At 43.3% G+C, this 15,480-nt stretch carries 17 protein-coding genes and 1 pseudogene; 3 read left to right on the forward strand and 15 right to left on the reverse strand.

Going from position 1 to position 15,480, the window contains the following annotated elements; translation table 11 throughout:
• Positions 1-84: 84 nt before the first annotated feature.
• The 8 genes and pseudogenes from trbL to ABDK09_09845 all read right to left on the reverse strand — a co-directional run bounded on the left by trbL (position 85) and on the right by ABDK09_09845 (position 5,253).
• Positions 85-1,176 (reverse strand): P-type conjugative transfer protein TrbL, encoded by a 1,092-nt coding sequence (gene trbL / locus ABDK09_09810; GenBank protein ID XAW89872.1) that lies wholly within the window; start codon positions 1,174-1,176, stop codon positions 85-87.
• Between the two features lie 2 nt (positions 1,177-1,178).
• Positions 1,179-1,367: a hypothetical protein gene (locus tag ABDK09_09815; protein ID XAW89873.1), complete on the reverse strand. Its 189-nt coding sequence runs from the start codon at positions 1,365-1,367 to the stop codon at positions 1,179-1,181.
• Positions 1,368-1,369: 2 nt separating this feature from the next.
• Positions 1,370-2,147, reverse strand: a pseudogene (trbJ, locus tag ABDK09_09820) (P-type conjugative transfer protein TrbJ).
• 29 nt (positions 2,148-2,176) lie between these two features.
• A complete protein-coding gene (gene traI / locus ABDK09_09825) occupies positions 2,177-3,793 on the reverse strand; it encodes a TraI/MobA(P) family conjugative relaxase (protein ID XAW89874.1) in 1,617 nt (538 codons plus the stop codon).
• On the reverse strand, positions 3,750-3,950 hold the full coding sequence (locus ABDK09_09830; protein ID XAW89875.1) for a hypothetical protein: 201 nt from the start codon (positions 3,948-3,950) through the stop codon (positions 3,750-3,752). Before ABDK09_09830 ends, traI begins: the two co-directional genes overlap by 44 nt.
• Before the next feature lie 5 nt (positions 3,951-3,955).
• Positions 3,956-4,318 (reverse strand): conjugal transfer transcriptional regulator TraJ, encoded by a 363-nt coding sequence (traJ, locus tag ABDK09_09835; protein ID XAW89876.1) that lies wholly within the window; start codon positions 4,316-4,318, stop codon positions 3,956-3,958.
• 343 nt (positions 4,319-4,661) lie between these two features.
• Positions 4,662-5,006 (reverse strand): TraK family protein, encoded by a 345-nt coding sequence (locus ABDK09_09840; GenBank protein XAW89877.1) that lies wholly within the window; start codon positions 5,004-5,006, stop codon positions 4,662-4,664.
• Position 5,007: 1 nt separating this feature from the next.
• Entirely contained in the window at positions 5,008-5,253 is a 246-nt protein-coding gene (locus ABDK09_09845; GenBank protein ID XAW89878.1) for a DNA-binding protein, read from the reverse strand.
• A gap of 1,066 nt (positions 5,254-6,319) precedes the next feature.
• Here ABDK09_09845 and ABDK09_09850 point away from each other — a divergent pair.
• Positions 6,320-6,847 (forward strand): metallophosphoesterase, encoded by a 528-nt coding sequence (locus ABDK09_09850; GenBank protein ID XAW89879.1) that lies wholly within the window; start codon positions 6,320-6,322, stop codon positions 6,845-6,847.
• Positions 6,848-7,244: 397 nt separating this feature from the next.
• Positions 7,245-9,371 carry a hypothetical protein gene (locus tag ABDK09_09855; GenBank protein ID XAW89880.1) on the forward strand — a complete coding sequence of 709 codons (2,127 nt, stop codon included), beginning with the start codon at positions 7,245-7,247 and terminating at the stop codon, positions 9,369-9,371.
• Positions 9,372-9,709: 338 nt separating this feature from the next.
• Here the strand turns inward: ABDK09_09855 and ABDK09_09860 are convergent, their stop codons facing one another.
• From ABDK09_09860 to ABDK09_09885, 6 genes are all read right to left on the reverse strand, one after another.
• Positions 9,710-10,756: a HipA domain-containing protein gene (locus tag ABDK09_09860; GenBank protein ID XAW89881.1), complete on the reverse strand. Its 1,047-nt coding sequence runs from the start codon at positions 10,754-10,756 to the stop codon at positions 9,710-9,712.
• Positions 10,757-10,836: 80 nt separating this feature from the next.
• Positions 10,837-11,067, reverse strand: coding sequence for a HipA N-terminal domain-containing protein (locus tag ABDK09_09865; protein ID XAW89882.1), 231 nt, complete (start codon positions 11,065-11,067; stop codon positions 10,837-10,839).
• Positions 11,052-11,372, reverse strand: coding sequence for a helix-turn-helix transcriptional regulator (locus ABDK09_09870; protein ID XAW89883.1), 321 nt, complete (start codon positions 11,370-11,372; stop codon positions 11,052-11,054). The genes ABDK09_09865 and ABDK09_09870 overlap by 16 nt, the downstream gene beginning before the upstream one ends.
• A gap of 155 nt (positions 11,373-11,527) precedes the next feature.
• Positions 11,528-11,983, reverse strand: a complete 456-nt coding sequence (locus ABDK09_09875) for a hypothetical protein (GenBank protein ID XAW89884.1) — start codon at positions 11,981-11,983, stop codon at positions 11,528-11,530.
• 28 nt (positions 11,984-12,011) lie between these two features.
• Positions 12,012-12,890: an ABC transporter substrate-binding protein gene (locus ABDK09_09880; protein ID XAW89885.1), complete on the reverse strand. Its 879-nt coding sequence runs from the start codon at positions 12,888-12,890 to the stop codon at positions 12,012-12,014.
• Positions 12,817-13,338, reverse strand: a complete 522-nt coding sequence (locus ABDK09_09885; GenBank protein ID XAW89886.1) for an SgrR family transcriptional regulator — start codon at positions 13,336-13,338, stop codon at positions 12,817-12,819. The genes ABDK09_09880 and ABDK09_09885 overlap by 74 nt, the downstream gene beginning before the upstream one ends.
• A gap of 141 nt (positions 13,339-13,479) precedes the next feature.
• Between ABDK09_09885 and ABDK09_09890 the strand changes: the two genes are divergently transcribed.
• Positions 13,480-14,304, forward strand: a complete 825-nt coding sequence (locus tag ABDK09_09890) for a shikimate 5-dehydrogenase (protein ID XAW89887.1) — start codon at positions 13,480-13,482, stop codon at positions 14,302-14,304.
• Positions 14,305-14,732: 428 nt separating this feature from the next.
• Here the strand turns inward: ABDK09_09890 and ABDK09_09895 are convergent, their stop codons facing one another.
• Entirely contained in the window at positions 14,733-15,383 is a 651-nt protein-coding gene (locus tag ABDK09_09895) for a LysR substrate-binding domain-containing protein (GenBank protein ID XAW89888.1), read from the reverse strand.
• Between the last annotated feature and the right edge of the window lie 97 nt (positions 15,384-15,480).

A 15,480-nucleotide genomic window follows, 5' to 3' on the forward strand; every position in this document is an offset into this window, starting at 1 on the left:
GCCTGGTGGTGAAATCCTGGAGATATGTTCTCTCAGAACTTCGGTGTGTGATTCTTTAGCCAACCGTCTACCGGCCAGTGAAACTCAATTCGACTCACGCCCCATACCTGCGGCTCTGGCAAACGGTGTGTCACCTGTACCTGGCTCTTCGGACTTGGCAGAATCGCTGCCAATTGAGCCTGTCATCATCTCAGCCATCTCTGAGTTGGTCGCCGATTTAAACGCGGCTTGAAGGGCGGATGCGCCACCGGCAGTACTCATCACTGCACCAGCCGACATTCCCCCGGTGGTCATTGCGGCTCCGGCCATTGCTCCGGCACTGATGTTGCCCGAACTGGCAGCGGCCCCTGCGCCTGGGATTAGACCGGCAACGATATTGGGAACGGAGTGGATCAGTAGCACCAGGACCAGCGCAACAATGAAAATAACCAGTAGCTCTCGCATGGGAGCGTCATCAGATAGGTTGACCAGGAATGAATCCATGATGGACATCGCAATGCCGATCATGAGAGTCATCGTCATGAGTTTTAACGCTAGGCCAAGGACGTTACGGAAATAGTTAATCGCGATATCGGAAGTCCAGCGCGAGCCGCCAAAACCAAGCACAAAGATGCCTGCGTAGCAAAGTACCCAGGCCGACACCAAGGCCACTAACACGTTGGCAGAAACGATAGTCATACAAACGACAATCAGCAGGGTGATGATAAAGATCGCCAGGCTGTCGAAAGGGCTCGAAAAGCTGTAGGCATTGCCTGATTTAGCCACAATATCCAGCGCGATACTGATTGGCTCAGATGGCGTCAGTTCACGCGGTAACCCCGCAGCTTCTGCGCCAATGATTCTCAGTGAATCGATGATGGACGTGGCAAATTCAGGACCATTGCGTAGCAGCCACAGAAAGAAGCCGAACGTCATGATGAAACGGATAAACTCGGCAAAGAATTCCCTGATATCCGCTTGGCGGAGGAGGAGGGTTCCTCCGGTCCAAACCAGAGAGATAGTACCAAGCAGCCAGAACAGCCAACTGGCATAGTTGGTCATTACGCCAATCCAGGTACTGGCGACCGTCATGAACTGGAATGCGACATCATCCAGCACACCGTTGTTATTAATGGCAGCATGGGCGGTCACCGAAGGGACAATCAAGCCCAAGGACATTACCTGACGAGCCTTCATAATCAGAACCCCTTATTCTGGCTGCGATCGGTAGGGTCACCCATGTTCCAAAAGCAGTTGGCTTGTTGTTTTTCGGCTTTGGTCAGGCCCGGTGAGTCGCAATCGATATCTTTGATGTCTTGGGATTGGTCACAGCCAAGCAGAAGCAATGACGTAAGCAGGCACAAAGTGATAGGTGAAGTAATTTTCATGCTTAAAACCCTCTGTTTTGAGAACGGTCGGTTGGCGAACCAAAATCAAAAAGTGCTTCGTGGGCTGCTTGTTGCAGTGCCTCTTTATCGGCGTCTGCCTGCATCCGAGCGCCCACAGCGTTTTGCTGAGCAATCAATAAACTGCGGATTTGCAGCAGTTGGTTAGCCTGGTTACTGGCAAGCTGATTGGCATAACCGATAGCGGCCATCTGACCATCGGCTCCCTGAGCGGCTGACTGCAATCGCTGAAGCTGGCGGGCATCGGTTTGTAAGTTGTCTTGCTGGAGTGCCAGGTTGTTGAATAACGCGTCGTTGGCTTTTTTCTGAGATTCAGACGCTAAGCGACGGTTTTGGATCATGGCAGTCCTTTCCGTTTCACTACATCCTGAAGAGGAAAAGCAAGGAGAAACTGCGGTAGTAGGCCACATCCTGAAATTTGCCCAGATACTCGTCCAGACTGCCGAGCTGATTCTGGTAATAGGAGAGTGTATTGGTCGCCTGAGTCAGATCATGAATTGTGGATTGAGCCTGGTCCCAGATATAGGAAGCCGGAGCCATCGTGTTTTGCAGCATGTTTTCATATTGCTGCAATTGGGACTGATACTGCTGGATTTGTTTGGCAGTCTGCGTCACGGCTTCCATCGCCGAAATGATGTTTTGTTGCAGGTTAACGCCGTCGGCCACCGGTATACCGGACCAAACAGGGCTAGCGTGCGCCATGATCCCGCCGAGTGCTAAAAGACGAATTTTAGCCGCTAAAATTTTTGTGCTGATGTTCATCGTGTATTCCTTACTGACGTTTAAGTGGTTTATCGACTTCTGCTCTTCTTGGCTTGTTTCTGTTTTTTCTGCGCCATTTCAGCGCGAAGTTGCGCTTTACGTTGTTCCAGCGCCGATGGCCTTTGCTCCTGTGGTTTGTCAAAACGCATGACGTCAAGCTGAGCAAGAGTGCTGAGCGTGTTGCGCCTGATGCCTGGCGGCGCTTTGCCAATCGGTGGAACACCACGGCGTTGAGCCTTAGCCGGTGTGGCCTGATGGTTGGCAGACAGCAAAGCTAATCGACGTTGTTCCAGACCTTTATCGCTGAAAGTAAGGGGCAGGCCGGTGTCTGCCGCTGCGCGGATCACACGAGCTTTAAACTCCGGAGAACCATTGACACTGATTTGATTGCCATAACGCTCCAGAGCTATTTTCAGCGCCTGAGTTATCGCTTCGGAGTCGGATTGGGTCGAAACCTGGAGGCGTTGACCATCGTCACGGACCGCGCCATTTTTGGAGCGAAACAGAACGGTGCCGGTTTTGGTGATTGAATCGATCACACTGCTCTGGTCTTTGCGTGTCTGCCCGTTTCCCTGGAGCGTGTTGCCATTCAGTGCCTGAGCTGCTTCTCGCGCTCGCAACGCGGCTAATGCGATTTGGTCACCTTGTTGCGCTTGGTGTTTCAGCCAGTCTGCCCAGGTGCGCTTGCTGTGAGTTTGATAAACCTGTTGGCGTTCTTGTCGGTATTGTTTATGGATAGAGTCCAAGCGGCTTTGCAGCGCCTGACTTGCCTGGGAATACAGTACGCGTTTGGTAAATCGACCGCTGCCGGTCAGTTTGATGGCGGCGCGGCGAACCTTGTTGTTATTTTTGGCGTTGATGATTTGCTGGTTTTTCTTGTGGCGAAGCTGCTCTAAAGCGGCGGCCTTATGAGTTGCGAGCGTCTGTTGCTCACGCTGATAGCGTGCATACAGTTCGCTGGTATCGATGCGTGTTTTTAGCGGCTGCTTTTGGTAATTGCGCTGCGCGGCTTGGCCTGAGTGATTGCTATCGGTCTGAGCCGATTGGAACGCGCCGAATCGTGCTTCTAATTTGGGTTTTGAGAAATCGCGCGCAACGGTACTGGCTTTGACTGTGATGCCACTGTCAGCCGAGAAAACCAAGCCATTACCTTTGGCCGATAGCGTTAGGCCATGTGCGCGGCAGGTATCGTGCAGTTCAGCCCAGGTTTGGGCGGCTTTCATCTCTTCTAAACACTCACGTTTAATCCAACCGGCCAGGCTCTCAATGCCAGAGTGTCGCTCCATGTCGGCGGCGCGCGCAGCATTGTGAGTTTGCTGCGGCTTGTGATTGTCCTGCTGGAGTCCAAACGCTTTTTCTAACTGCTCACATTGTTCGGCCAAGGTTCGATAGGCGGCATACGGTTCATGCATGGTGTGGCGCGTTGGGTGAATCTTATTGATGGCAACATGGATATGCAGGTTGTCCGTGTCGTTGTGCACGGCGCTGATACGTTGATGGCCGTTAAATCCAAGGCTGTCACACACACGATTTTCAATCTCTGAAAGCACGTTCTGCTCAAGCTGTTCACCGGCTCGGAAGCTGATGATCAGGTGATAGGTTTTATCGTTCTTTGCCCGGGTGTTCGACTGCTGAGTGGCAAGCACTTCGCTGATTGCGTCCCGGACGGAATCGGCGTGGCAGTTTCGTCAGCTTAACGTGCCCCAAGCGGTGCTCTTTGCTTTGAGCATCGGTGAGGTAATTGATTAAGCCGGCAAAATCAGATTTGTGCGTGGAACGCATCGGAATATGTTTAACAATCATGACTATCACCTTTGGCGCAGGACCGACTCCATGATGGTGCTCATTTGATCTTTGGTGGTATCAATCCGGTTCAGCACGGCCTTGATGGTCGGCACACCGATTTGCGCAGCTTTAACATCGTTGGTCAGCCAGAGTTTGAGTAAACCGCCAAGACGGCCAAGATCGCCGTTTACCTTAACCAGTTCTCGTACTTGCTCAGCATCGACGACGCTTTTCACTTGGCGTCCCTGACCAATTCTGCGCAGGTAAGTGGATACGCTCAGCCCGGCTTGTTTGGCGTTGGCTTCAATCAGTTCACGCTCTTCCGGCAGGCAATAGACTTTGATTGGTGTCGTATTCTTCCTGGTGACTTTCTGTGAATGATTCATGTGTTGCCTCCGTCTCGAACCGTCTGTTACTGACTCGGCCCCGCAGGGCAGGATTAGCGTTGAGCGCCTTGGCGCGAATAAGGGAAGTGAAGTGGTAACCGTCGACTTGTCGGGGGGACCACTTCACCTATCCTGCCCGCAATATCACCCGCAACTGTGTTTTGGATATCGCAGGTATGCTGCGCTGCTGTCGCGCAATTGCGCGTAAACCATCCCAAAAGCAGGCAAAAACACGAACAAACCACATCAATACTAGCGAAAAACACACAAAGTTGTGTCTGCGTTGCGCGTTGGTAGCGCCGCGACTGCGAGCTGACAGCGGGAAAACGGCGTGGCTGCGTATTCATATCAAGTCCTGCGTATTTGGCTTGGCATCAAACGAAAATCCGCTGATCTTGCGAGAAACGTTTTGCTTCTCTTTCGCTGGCTTATTGGTTGTGCAGGGCTTGGGGGCTTTCGTGATGTACTGCTTTACGTAGCGCAGAAACGTTTCATAGCGGAACGAGATATATTTCTGCTCCGTCAGGTATTCCCAAATGGTTTTGAGGTTATATCCGGTCTCAATGCTTTCCTCTACGAAGGGTTGAACGCCAAGGAAGGTTGCCAGGACTTCCTGCTTGGTCGGAGGGCGAGTTTTGGGCTGGCGCTGAATAATCCAGGCTTGCAGCTCTTTGACGTAATCCGACATCTCAAGCTTCCTCCATATTGTCCGGGGTAGCCTGGTCAATTAAGTTGGCGATATCGGAGACTTTGAAGTAAACGCGTCTGCCAATTTTGAGTCGATTGGGTTTCAGCTTATTGGCTAAATCGCAGTTAGTGCGAAGAGTAATTCTCAAGCCTTCAGGACTGCGATGCAGGATCTCTGCAACCTGGGTAAACGAAAGCAGCGGAGAATTGCCGTATTTGTTGTACAACCATTCTTCAGTCGTCATCATTTTGCTCTCCTTCCTTACACTCGTGAATGATTGGGATAATGGCCCACGAGAACACCCTTGAAGCCTATTTTGCTAAACGGTGGTGTGGGGAACTATTGAAGGATAATCATAAGATAAATGTGTCGTCAAATGCGTTTAATTGCTGCAAATTTTCATTAAATGTCGGTATTTGAACCTAAATTAGACAAAGTTTAGCTATACTTTTGTTGCGTTTTCTTTTGTTTTTGCCTTTTTAGAATGGCTTTTTTAGCCGCTAAAATTCAGAAAAGGGATATATTTATTTCGATATATCGAAATTAAATGGGTTATTAGCAGTTTTGTTTTCTTAATCAATTGTTTTTATTGGTTTATTTGATTTTTCACGTTGGGCGTTTAACTGTTTAAAAGGGAGGGGAATATAGAGTGTTCAGGTTGTAGACGGTGAATTGACAGAGATAGTGACGAGACTAAGAAAAGTTGTAGTTAAATTACTAAAGGATCTTAAAACAAACCTTTTTATTCCTAAATATTCTATTTTTTTATGAAATTGAGATCTGATGTTTTCACTAAATAGGAGATAAGTCTTGAGTCCTCATGGTCGTGCCCCTTAAATGTCAATAAGTACGATTTTCTGAGAGAGGTTGTGAGGCAATGTTATGGTGGTGTTATTGACATTGAGGGGTATGTGGCAGCTTTAACGACGCCCCATGTATGGAAAGCAGTGTCAGCTCGTCCTGGCTGAAACACTTTCTGCTCTAAAAATAGTTATGCTGATCACTTAATCAATGGTTTCCACTCTCTCATGTTCCTAATAAACGTGCAGTTGGGTAAACTGATTTAATGCGTTTTTTGTTGTATATAGTAATTGTATATGACGCTTAACTTTACGAGGTATGTATCATGGTTGAAGATCCAAAAAAGTTTTTTGTATGGAATCATTTTCTACCTGTGCCGTCATTAGCAACTCAGGGATAATACACTTAAAGAAATGGACTATCATCGAGATAGCACAACAGCTTAGAGCTTTTTATTGGCACATGACTCAATAAAAGCAGACGTCTCAATGTTGGAGAATAGGATTTAAAGAATGGATAATGGGCTATTTGTCGTTATTAGCGATATACATGCAAGACAAAATAACTGTGATGAAGTTAATAAACGACTTACTGAACTAAAAGAATGGATAAAAAGAAAGTGTATATGTGGTGAATATAGTTCTGTAGCGATACTAGTAGCTGGTGATATTGCTTTTAGTGGCTCTAGTGAAGAGTACGACCTAATACGATCGTCTTTCAAATCTCTTTCAGATGAATTCAAAGTAATACTCACTCCAGGTAACCATGACCATGATTTTTCCAAATATACAGGCGGAGCTCGTGATGTATTGATAAGTTCAAAGGGTTTTACTTTTGACGAATCTGTCTATCAAATTGTAGCAGCTGGCCAACAAGATTATTTTGATTTTGAATCTGATATTTGTAACGTTGAGGCTTCTAGCTCCACTCTGCTATCCAAAGAATTTAAACTTAGTAATAACGTATCTATACAAACAATAAATACAGCATGGTGCTCACAAATTAATGAAAAAGGTGGAGACCTAACTGTTTCCTATTAACCAGCTAATAGAGCCTTCTGGCAATGAGGAAATCAAGATTGTATTCTTTCATCATCCGCTAAGCTGGTTAGAACCAAATAACAATAAGGAGGTTAGAAACTTCCTTAATAGCAATAGAAATATCATTATATCTGGTCATGAACACATCGAAACTAGTTTTAAAGTTGAAACTGATAATAACAAGACACTAATCGTTGAAACTTGTTCATTTCATGATATTCATGTAGATGATAACGGGTTTATTAGCTTTACCATAGAGAATGAAGATATTTTAATAGAAAAACACATTTGGGAAGGCGATCATTTTACTAGTTTAGAAAACAAAAAAAGAAGTGATATAATAGACTCTAGCTCTTTATATTTTAACGGGTTCAAAGTAAGGGATAGTTACTATGAAATGTTAGTTGATGTTGGTATAGGATTCTCTCATCCAGAAAAAGACGAACTTAACATCCATGATATTTTTATATACCAGAATGTAAAAAACATTGACTCAAACTCAACTACAACTATTAAAAGAGAAAGCTCTAGAGATATTTTTTCTAGATACCCTGATGATAATATAGCTCTATCAGGAGAAGAAAGCATTGGTAAAACCTCGCTTTTAAAGAAACTTTGCCTTGATACATTAAATGATGGTAAGTTTTCTGTATTCTTAGATGGCTCTGATATAAATAGAGCAGATAGATTCAAAGATAGTAAAATAGAAGAGTATATAAAAAATCAATATGAAGATTTTAGCTTCGATAGATTATTATCAAATAGTCAAGATAGATACATATTTATAGACAACTTTAATTTGGTGAAGGGGGATGAGAAATCTTTATTAAATCTAATTAAAACCCTAAGGAAATATTTTACCAAGTTAATATTAACTGTTTCTGATTCATACACATTAAATCACGATAAAATAAAAGGTGATGGCATATTAAATGAGTCATTTACCAAACTAGAGATACTTAAGTTAGGTCATGCTTCTCGTTGGGAACTGATAACTAAATGGAACAACTTAAAATATGAATGTAGAGAGTCAACACAAGAATTAATCGTTAGAACAGATCATGCTAATAAAGAAATTAGTCGACTAATAGGAAGAAATTATGTTCCTTCAACTCCTTTCTTTCTATTGACAATGTTACAGTCCATGGATACGAGCATAGCGGCAGAATTAAATACTAGTTCTTATGGTCATTATTATCACTACTTAATTACATGTAGTTTAGGTCTAGCTGGCGTAAAAAAAGATAAACTAGATGGAATATTTACCTATATTACTGAGATGTCTTATTTTTTCTATAACTCAGAACATAAAGAGCTATCAAGAGACGCACTGTGGGAGTTTAACTCTAAGATCAATGAAGAGTATACGCTTAAGATAGATTGTGACAGTAGGCTAAATCAGCTTGTTTCTGCAAAAATAGTCAAAGAAAATAACGGTTACTATTCATTTAGATATCCTTATGTATATTACTATTTCTTATCTAAATATTTATCTGACAATCTATCAGATGATGGTGTTCAAAATATTGTTTCAAACCTTATATCAGGTTTAGATAAAAGAAAAAACATGAATACATTAATGTTTTTAACTCATCATTCAAAGGATAATCGTATACTTGATGGTATAGTTGGTCACTCCAAAACTATACTATCCGATTACAATACCTCTCGTCTAGACGAAGATGTACTCTTTATTAACAACATAATTGATGAATTAAATTTAGAGGAATTTGTATTTGTTGAAGGTAATGTTCAAGAAAATAGGATTAAAGCTGCCAAAGAACAAGAAGAATATGAAGATATTCAACAAAATCATGAGGCAGAGTTTGATGATAGCGTTCATGAAGAAGATAGTAATAAGCAATATTCATCATTAAACAATCTATTGCGAGACTTTAACCTCGCTTTCAAGTCAGTTGATTTAATTGGACAACTGACCAGAAACTATCATGAGTCTCTAAAAACTGAACCAAAAGTAAATCTTATAACGGAGGCAATAGAAGCACCATTACGAGCATTAGAAGCAATCTTAAATATAATGCGTGAAGATCATGAAACACTTATAGATATGCTCAAGAAAAAGATTAAGGAAGAATTTGAAGTACCAGATAAGTCTAAAAATGATATTGATTTAATAGCTAGGCAGCTTTTATTCAACATGGTTAGAGTTGTATCATATTCAATAATAAAAAAAATATCTTCTTCGATTGGAAGTAGAGATCTTATCCCTCTTATAGAAAAGGCTTACAGTAGTAAAGACAAGTCCAATGCTATAAGGTTAATTGAACTTTCAGTTCAATTAGATTTGGGTAATTTAGGGTCTATTGAAAAAATAAAGAAAATGAGAAGAGATTTTAAAATAAATACCGTATCAGGAAATGTTTTAAGGGATCTAATTGTTGACTACCTATACATGTTTGAAGACTCAGAACGCAACAGGAAAGCTGTTTGTTCTGCGCTTAAAATAAATTACATTCCAATGCAAAGCCATCAACAACAAAAGCTGATATCAAAAACTTCATAATATATACAACCCGTCATGACATCTTCATGGCGGGTTGTTGGGAATCTGATTTTCTACTATCCAGCACTTTAAAGATTATATCTTTGTCGATAAGTGAATGTTGCCCCCCCCCCCAAGTGTCAACAAACCAGTCTCATCCACTGAGTACAGCCAGGTCACATCGGCACAAACCTCATTTCATTGACACTTGAGGGGCGGTGTTGGCTAAGCCTTTCTCCCTTTGGCAATTGCGTCCAGGTCTTCGGCTCTGAGGTGAGTGTAGCGGCGTAGCATCTGCATTGATTTGTGGCCGCTGATGCTGCGACTTGCCGATCACTTAGTCCGCCTTCAACCATGTATTAAACAGCAACATGCTCTAATTGACCCAAATAGTTGACTCGACTCAATATCCATTCAGCGACTTTCTCTACGTGCTCTGGCAGCATGAAACTATTACGGTAGATATCGAGAATCGCCTCTTGCTTGGCGCACAACTCTTTGATCATTTTGGTCGCCAGTTTAGGGTTGAGACCAATATTTTGTGCGAAGGTGAGAAAGTCATAGCCGGTGTAGGTACTATGTGATTGATAGCCACTGGTATTGAAATTATCGCCTTCTTCACTCGCGAGAAGAGGTAGTGCTAATGGGTTCTCGTTTGCGATGTAGCCAGGATAGGGCGCTATAGATACGTAATCATAGATTGGCGCGAGTCGCGTGGCCTCTTGTTCCGGTAGCAGCAAACCAATGTTTCTAAGGTGTAGGTCATTATTACCGAGAAAGTAGGCGACGAGTATTCGGTTAAACAGCTCTTTCTTAAAGTTTAAGCTGCCGTCTACTTGATGAATTAAGAACTTACAGACTTGCTCGTAGCTCACATATCCTTCGGCATCACCTTCTGTCTTGCCGTACTTTTCCGGCACGGCCATAGCGGCATCCAGTTGCTCCTGATGAATCGCCTCTTCACCTGCGTTTAAGCGGTCATAGCGCTTAATCATAAAGGCGAGTTCACCTTCTCCGTCTGGCTCGTTAAATCGAACTAATCCAAATGGAGGTGTATCGAAACCGAGGAATTTCATCACTAACATGGTTGCGTGTTCGTTTTCGGCAAGATGAGGAAATTCTTCTGGTGAGGGCTTGAGAATAAATAGCGCCTTATCCTCCACAACCCCTAGCTGATTCTCGTCATTAATAGCCAGAGAAAGCTTGGGTTGATAACCGGAAATACTCATGCCTTTTTGTTTCTTTGGCAACTCAGTAACAAATTCAGCGCGCGAAAAAGGCAATTGGATCTGAAATCTATTCGAACCTAGTAGGGTTTTGATCTCCCCCTTTTTATACTCGACTTGTTCTCTATTTTGTTCATTGAGTTCATCGAGGCTAATGAGGCTTCTATTGCTCGGATACATGGTCTTCTAACCTCAACAGTTGGACTGCACCAAGTAAATTTTTACCGTTGGACAGCAGCATACCCAGCGGATCGTTTTCATCAATTTTTTGTAGTTTCTGAGTAGCGCTTCTTCAGCCATCCTTCGGGGGCAAGACTGAGGAAAAAAGGATGCAGCTCTTTACTCTCAAATGGCCCATCGGCGACAGGCATACTCAGCGATAAGCTCCGGCCTCGATAACCAGGTTCATATTCGAATAGATAACCTTGTTCGTTTTGAGTCAAAACACCGCAAAACTTGCCGTACAAAAGAACTTTTACTTTTCGATCCATATTTTCATTCCGAGTTCATTCGCAACGGCTAAAAAGTTATCCAGCGAAGTCTTACTTGGGTCTTTAAGCATTCGTTTTATCGTTGATTTAGAAATATCCGTCTGCAATTCAAGGTCTTCTAATGAGATACTCTTCTTGCGTGATTGCATATCATCAATCAGAGTGTTGGTCTCGTAAATTGAGTAACTTGAAATAGGGCGGTTGCTTGAGGCTTCAACGTTGCTAAGCATCTCTTCGAAAACTTCGTGAATTTCGGACTCAAGCTTAGTTGTGAGATTGCGAAGTTGTAGCACTTTAGGATTCATAGCGTTGCCTCTGGTATGTCAAATATGAACCATATGTCGGTTTTTTATAAATATAAGCTCAAAAATGGGCCGTGTAAACTGCTTGGGTGTCATTGATGAGCTTTATATTATTTTAGATAGGTAAATGGCTCATATTGGAGCCTTTAGTGCTCCAGCTATTGTTCTTCTGGCTCAAACCAAGTAGACCGAAAATCAAACCAACCTAAGTTATTGAGGTGTATACCCTGAGCGTTTTCTGGACCTTTAAGGCGCATCCAATGGTGAAATTGTGGTTGCAGCCAACCTGAATGTACCACTTGCCAAATTAGATGTTCGGAGCTCATATCACCACTACGCCATTGATTGTGCCAGTGATGCAACAGATCGTTATCTCTGCCACAGATGGATCTGCGCATCAGCGATGAGCCTAGCAGCCAAGCGCCAACATGCCAGGTTTCTGGGACTGGAAAATTGATGGTACCCAACCAGATATCAATATTATCAGCCGTACCTTGCGCCCACTGTTCATAAGGCAACTCAATTAGCTCGAGAGCAATATTGTTACGCTTTAGTAAGGTAGCCATCGCATTGGCGAGAGCTGGAAACTCAGGATGATGATCATGATAGGCCAAGCGAAGCGCAGTGTTTGATACTGTATCTTTAAAAGGAGAAGTGGCATGTATCGGTGCGATCCGGTGGCACCAATTGGGCAGTAAACTGGTTGCTGGCACCCACAAATGACGAATAACTGGACTCAGTTTCTTGTGATATGGAGTAAGGATTCAGAATTTGCTGCAACCAAGCCCGGTTTTCAGGCTGCTGCCACTTGTCAGAGTGACTATCGCACAGCAGAAAATATCCCCCTTGTTCTAAAAACATTTCTTCAAAACGGTCAGAAGGCCCTCCAGTCAGATCAGATGCAACACCTGAGATATATTCTTTGTCACTCAAACTTGAACTCAACCACGTTGCATTTGCTTCGGTTGATAGTGATTGTTTTGTCTCTTCCGCTTCTTGATCGGATTTATTGGTTAAATTCGTCCACATCAGGATATCGACCTGATCAAGAAGAGCTCTTAAGCCAAAATAACCATCAAAGGCTTTAAGACATAAACGGCGTTCGTCATTTTGTATCACTTGGTAGGGGCCTGTACCAACAGGTAAGCGCGCAAAATGCTCTATTTCAGCATGGTTAGCAGGTAGGATCAGTGCTGAGGATGTAGCCAACAGTTGTGGGAAGTTATCATCCTCTGCACTGAGTTCAAACTCCACACAATGCGGTCCGATGATTTTTATCTGCTCAATATGTGAAAAAAGGGCGTGCTTACGAGCACGGTTAAGGGAGGTGACCACATCGTCACTAGTTAACGGACGACCATCGTGAAATTGAACCGCAGGTCTTATATAGAAACGCCAGATAGATGGGGTAAGTTGTCTCCAATGATGAGCTAAGTCTCCTTCGACTTCACCTATTTCCTCTTTTATTCGGGTTAATCCACTGAAGATCTGACGAACAAGGTGACGCTCTGAGCGGCGCAAAGGTGTTCCCGGGTACAAATTGTACATAGTCCGATAGTAAGGAACACGCAGAAACCTGGTTGTCTGGGTTAATACTAAACCCCAGCTTTGAGCGCAATAATGGCGCAACTAAGTGCTTGTTTGTTCCGAGAAGATCAATGGCCTCGTTGAAGCGACCTTTATCAATTAAGTTTTCAGCTTTTCTACTAAGTAACTGGTTTTTATTGCTTAATAGCGTTAGTGTTGAGCGTTTCCCTCGCCCGAATTCCCCTTGCCAATCAATCCATCCGGACTCTTGCATTTGAAGTAGAAGATTTCGCATGTGCCGTTTGGTACAAAAAAGGCAGTCAGACAGCTCTTGTAATGTTACCGACACACTGCTTTCGCCAAAGTGGTTAAGCAGCTTGAGATATTGTTGTTCGAGTCTGTTGCTGGCCATAAAAGAGGAACTTATTTTATTTGAATTCATCAATTTTTAATCACCTCAATTTAGACCATTCTATTTCCATCAACAAGGCATACCTCACTATGAGCAAGCGAGTATTCCAAGATCTCGAGGCATTTTTGCCGTAGTTCTACCTATTCGTGAATAAAGAAATGGAAAGTTTTGATGAACACAAAAATTAATAAAGATACAACGATTTGCATGTCTTTGGCGGCAAGACCTACCAATTTCGGTACGCGCTTCCATAACTACCTCTACGATGCGTTGGATCTGAATTACCTCTATAAGGCATTTACCAGTAAAGATCTTGCTGGCGTGATAGCGGGGGTGAGAGCTCTCAATTTTCGCGGTTGCGCTATTTCCATGCCATTTAAAGAGGAAGTCATAGCATTGGTGGATGAGCTCGATCCCTCTGCGGCAGCGATTAATTCCGTTAACACTATCGTGAACACCGATGGACATCTTAAGGCGTATAACACTGACTACATCGCTATTTCTACGTTACTGACTCAATACGCGATCCCAACGGATTTTTCATTTGCTTTAAAAGGAAGCGGTGGGATGGCGAAGGCGGTGGCATGCGCGTTAAGAGACTTGGGATTCACCAACGGCGTTATTGTAGGGAGAAATGAGGCAAGCGGTAGGGCGCTAGCCGATTTGTGTGGATTCAAATGGCAAACCGATATGAGTGGCATCGAGGCTGATTTACTCATTAATGCAACGCCACTCGGCATGAGTGGTGGTATAGAAGAAGGAAAACTGTGCTTTTGTGAGCATGAAATTGAACATGCGCAAGTATTATTTGATGTTGTTGCCATCCCGGCTGTCACCCCCGCAGTACAGTTTGCAAAATCTATCAATAAAAGCGTTATCACGGGTAGTGAAGTATTTGCTATTCAAGCCGTTGAACAGTTTCAGTTATACACCGGAATGAAACCGAGCCAGGAACTTTTTGAACAAGCAGCAGCTTACTCAAGAAGTGAGAGCTAAATCTAATAAAACATCAACGTGTCAGTGAGCTCTTGACTGACACGAATTTGCTCCAAACCTTGCTAGATAATTGAAGCCGATAGATGACATCACTAGCTTTTCATAAAATTATCGTAATGTAATGGTAGTTCCATATGGGATAACTCAGTCTCTTGAAAAGCAACTATTAGAAGGTATAGATTCAAGTCAAAATTGGGACTATGTTTTTTGCTATTTCGACAAAACCCTTCAAATAATCAATCTCTTGCTCACCTTTTCGCATTCCCACATGTATGCACTTCTGGATCCCCTTTGAGCCAATTTTAATACATTCAAGATGTTCACTTTTTGTTGTCGCGCTTACAAGCCAGTCTGGGAGTACCGCTACACCCCGATTATGAGAAACCAATTGTAGGATCAAATCGGATGTTTCTATCTTTACGTGGTTTTTAGGTCTGCAATTGGACGGGATTAAGAATTGGGTGAAAATATCTAGTCTGTCCGCGGAAACTGGCACGGTAATCAGTTTCTTCATTAACCAAGTCGTGTGGCTCAATGTAGGCTTTTTTAGCGAGTGGGTGAGCTTTGTGTACAACTAAGACCAACTCATAGTCAAACACCGGTTGAAAAGTAAGAAGCGGGTGATCTATGGGATCAGGCGTAATTAATATATCTATTTCATGTTCATTGAGAGCATTTATACCGCTAAAATTAAAAGACGATGAGACTTCGAAACGCACATCGGTCCATTTCTCTAGATAAGGATCAGCAATAGCCATCAGCCACTTCTGGCAAGGATGGCATTCCATACCGACTTTTACGTGTCCTCTCATGCCTGAAGCATATTCGCGAAGCATAACCTCGGCATTTTCTAACTGCGGCAAAATTCGCTCAGCAACTTGAATTAAGTATTCACCGGCTTTGGTAAAATGTAAGTTTCTACCCTGTTTAATCCAGATTTTTGTGTTGTAGCGCTCTTCAAGTTTTCTGATCATATGCGAAAGGGCAGACTGGCTCACATGCAGCTTTTCTGCAGCAGCGGTAACACTGCCCTGAGACTTTACTTCCTTTAGAATTTCCAGATATCTCACATCAATCATAACTACGACCCGCTTCCTGATTATGTGATGAGCATAACTCATCATTTAATGAATAAATACCATTTTTAATCATGATAAAACTCCTGCAAAAATAGCG

Source organism: Vibrio sp. CDRSL-10 TSBA (assembly GCA_039696685.1).
Classification (GTDB): Bacteria; Pseudomonadota; Gammaproteobacteria; order Enterobacterales; family Vibrionaceae; genus Vibrio.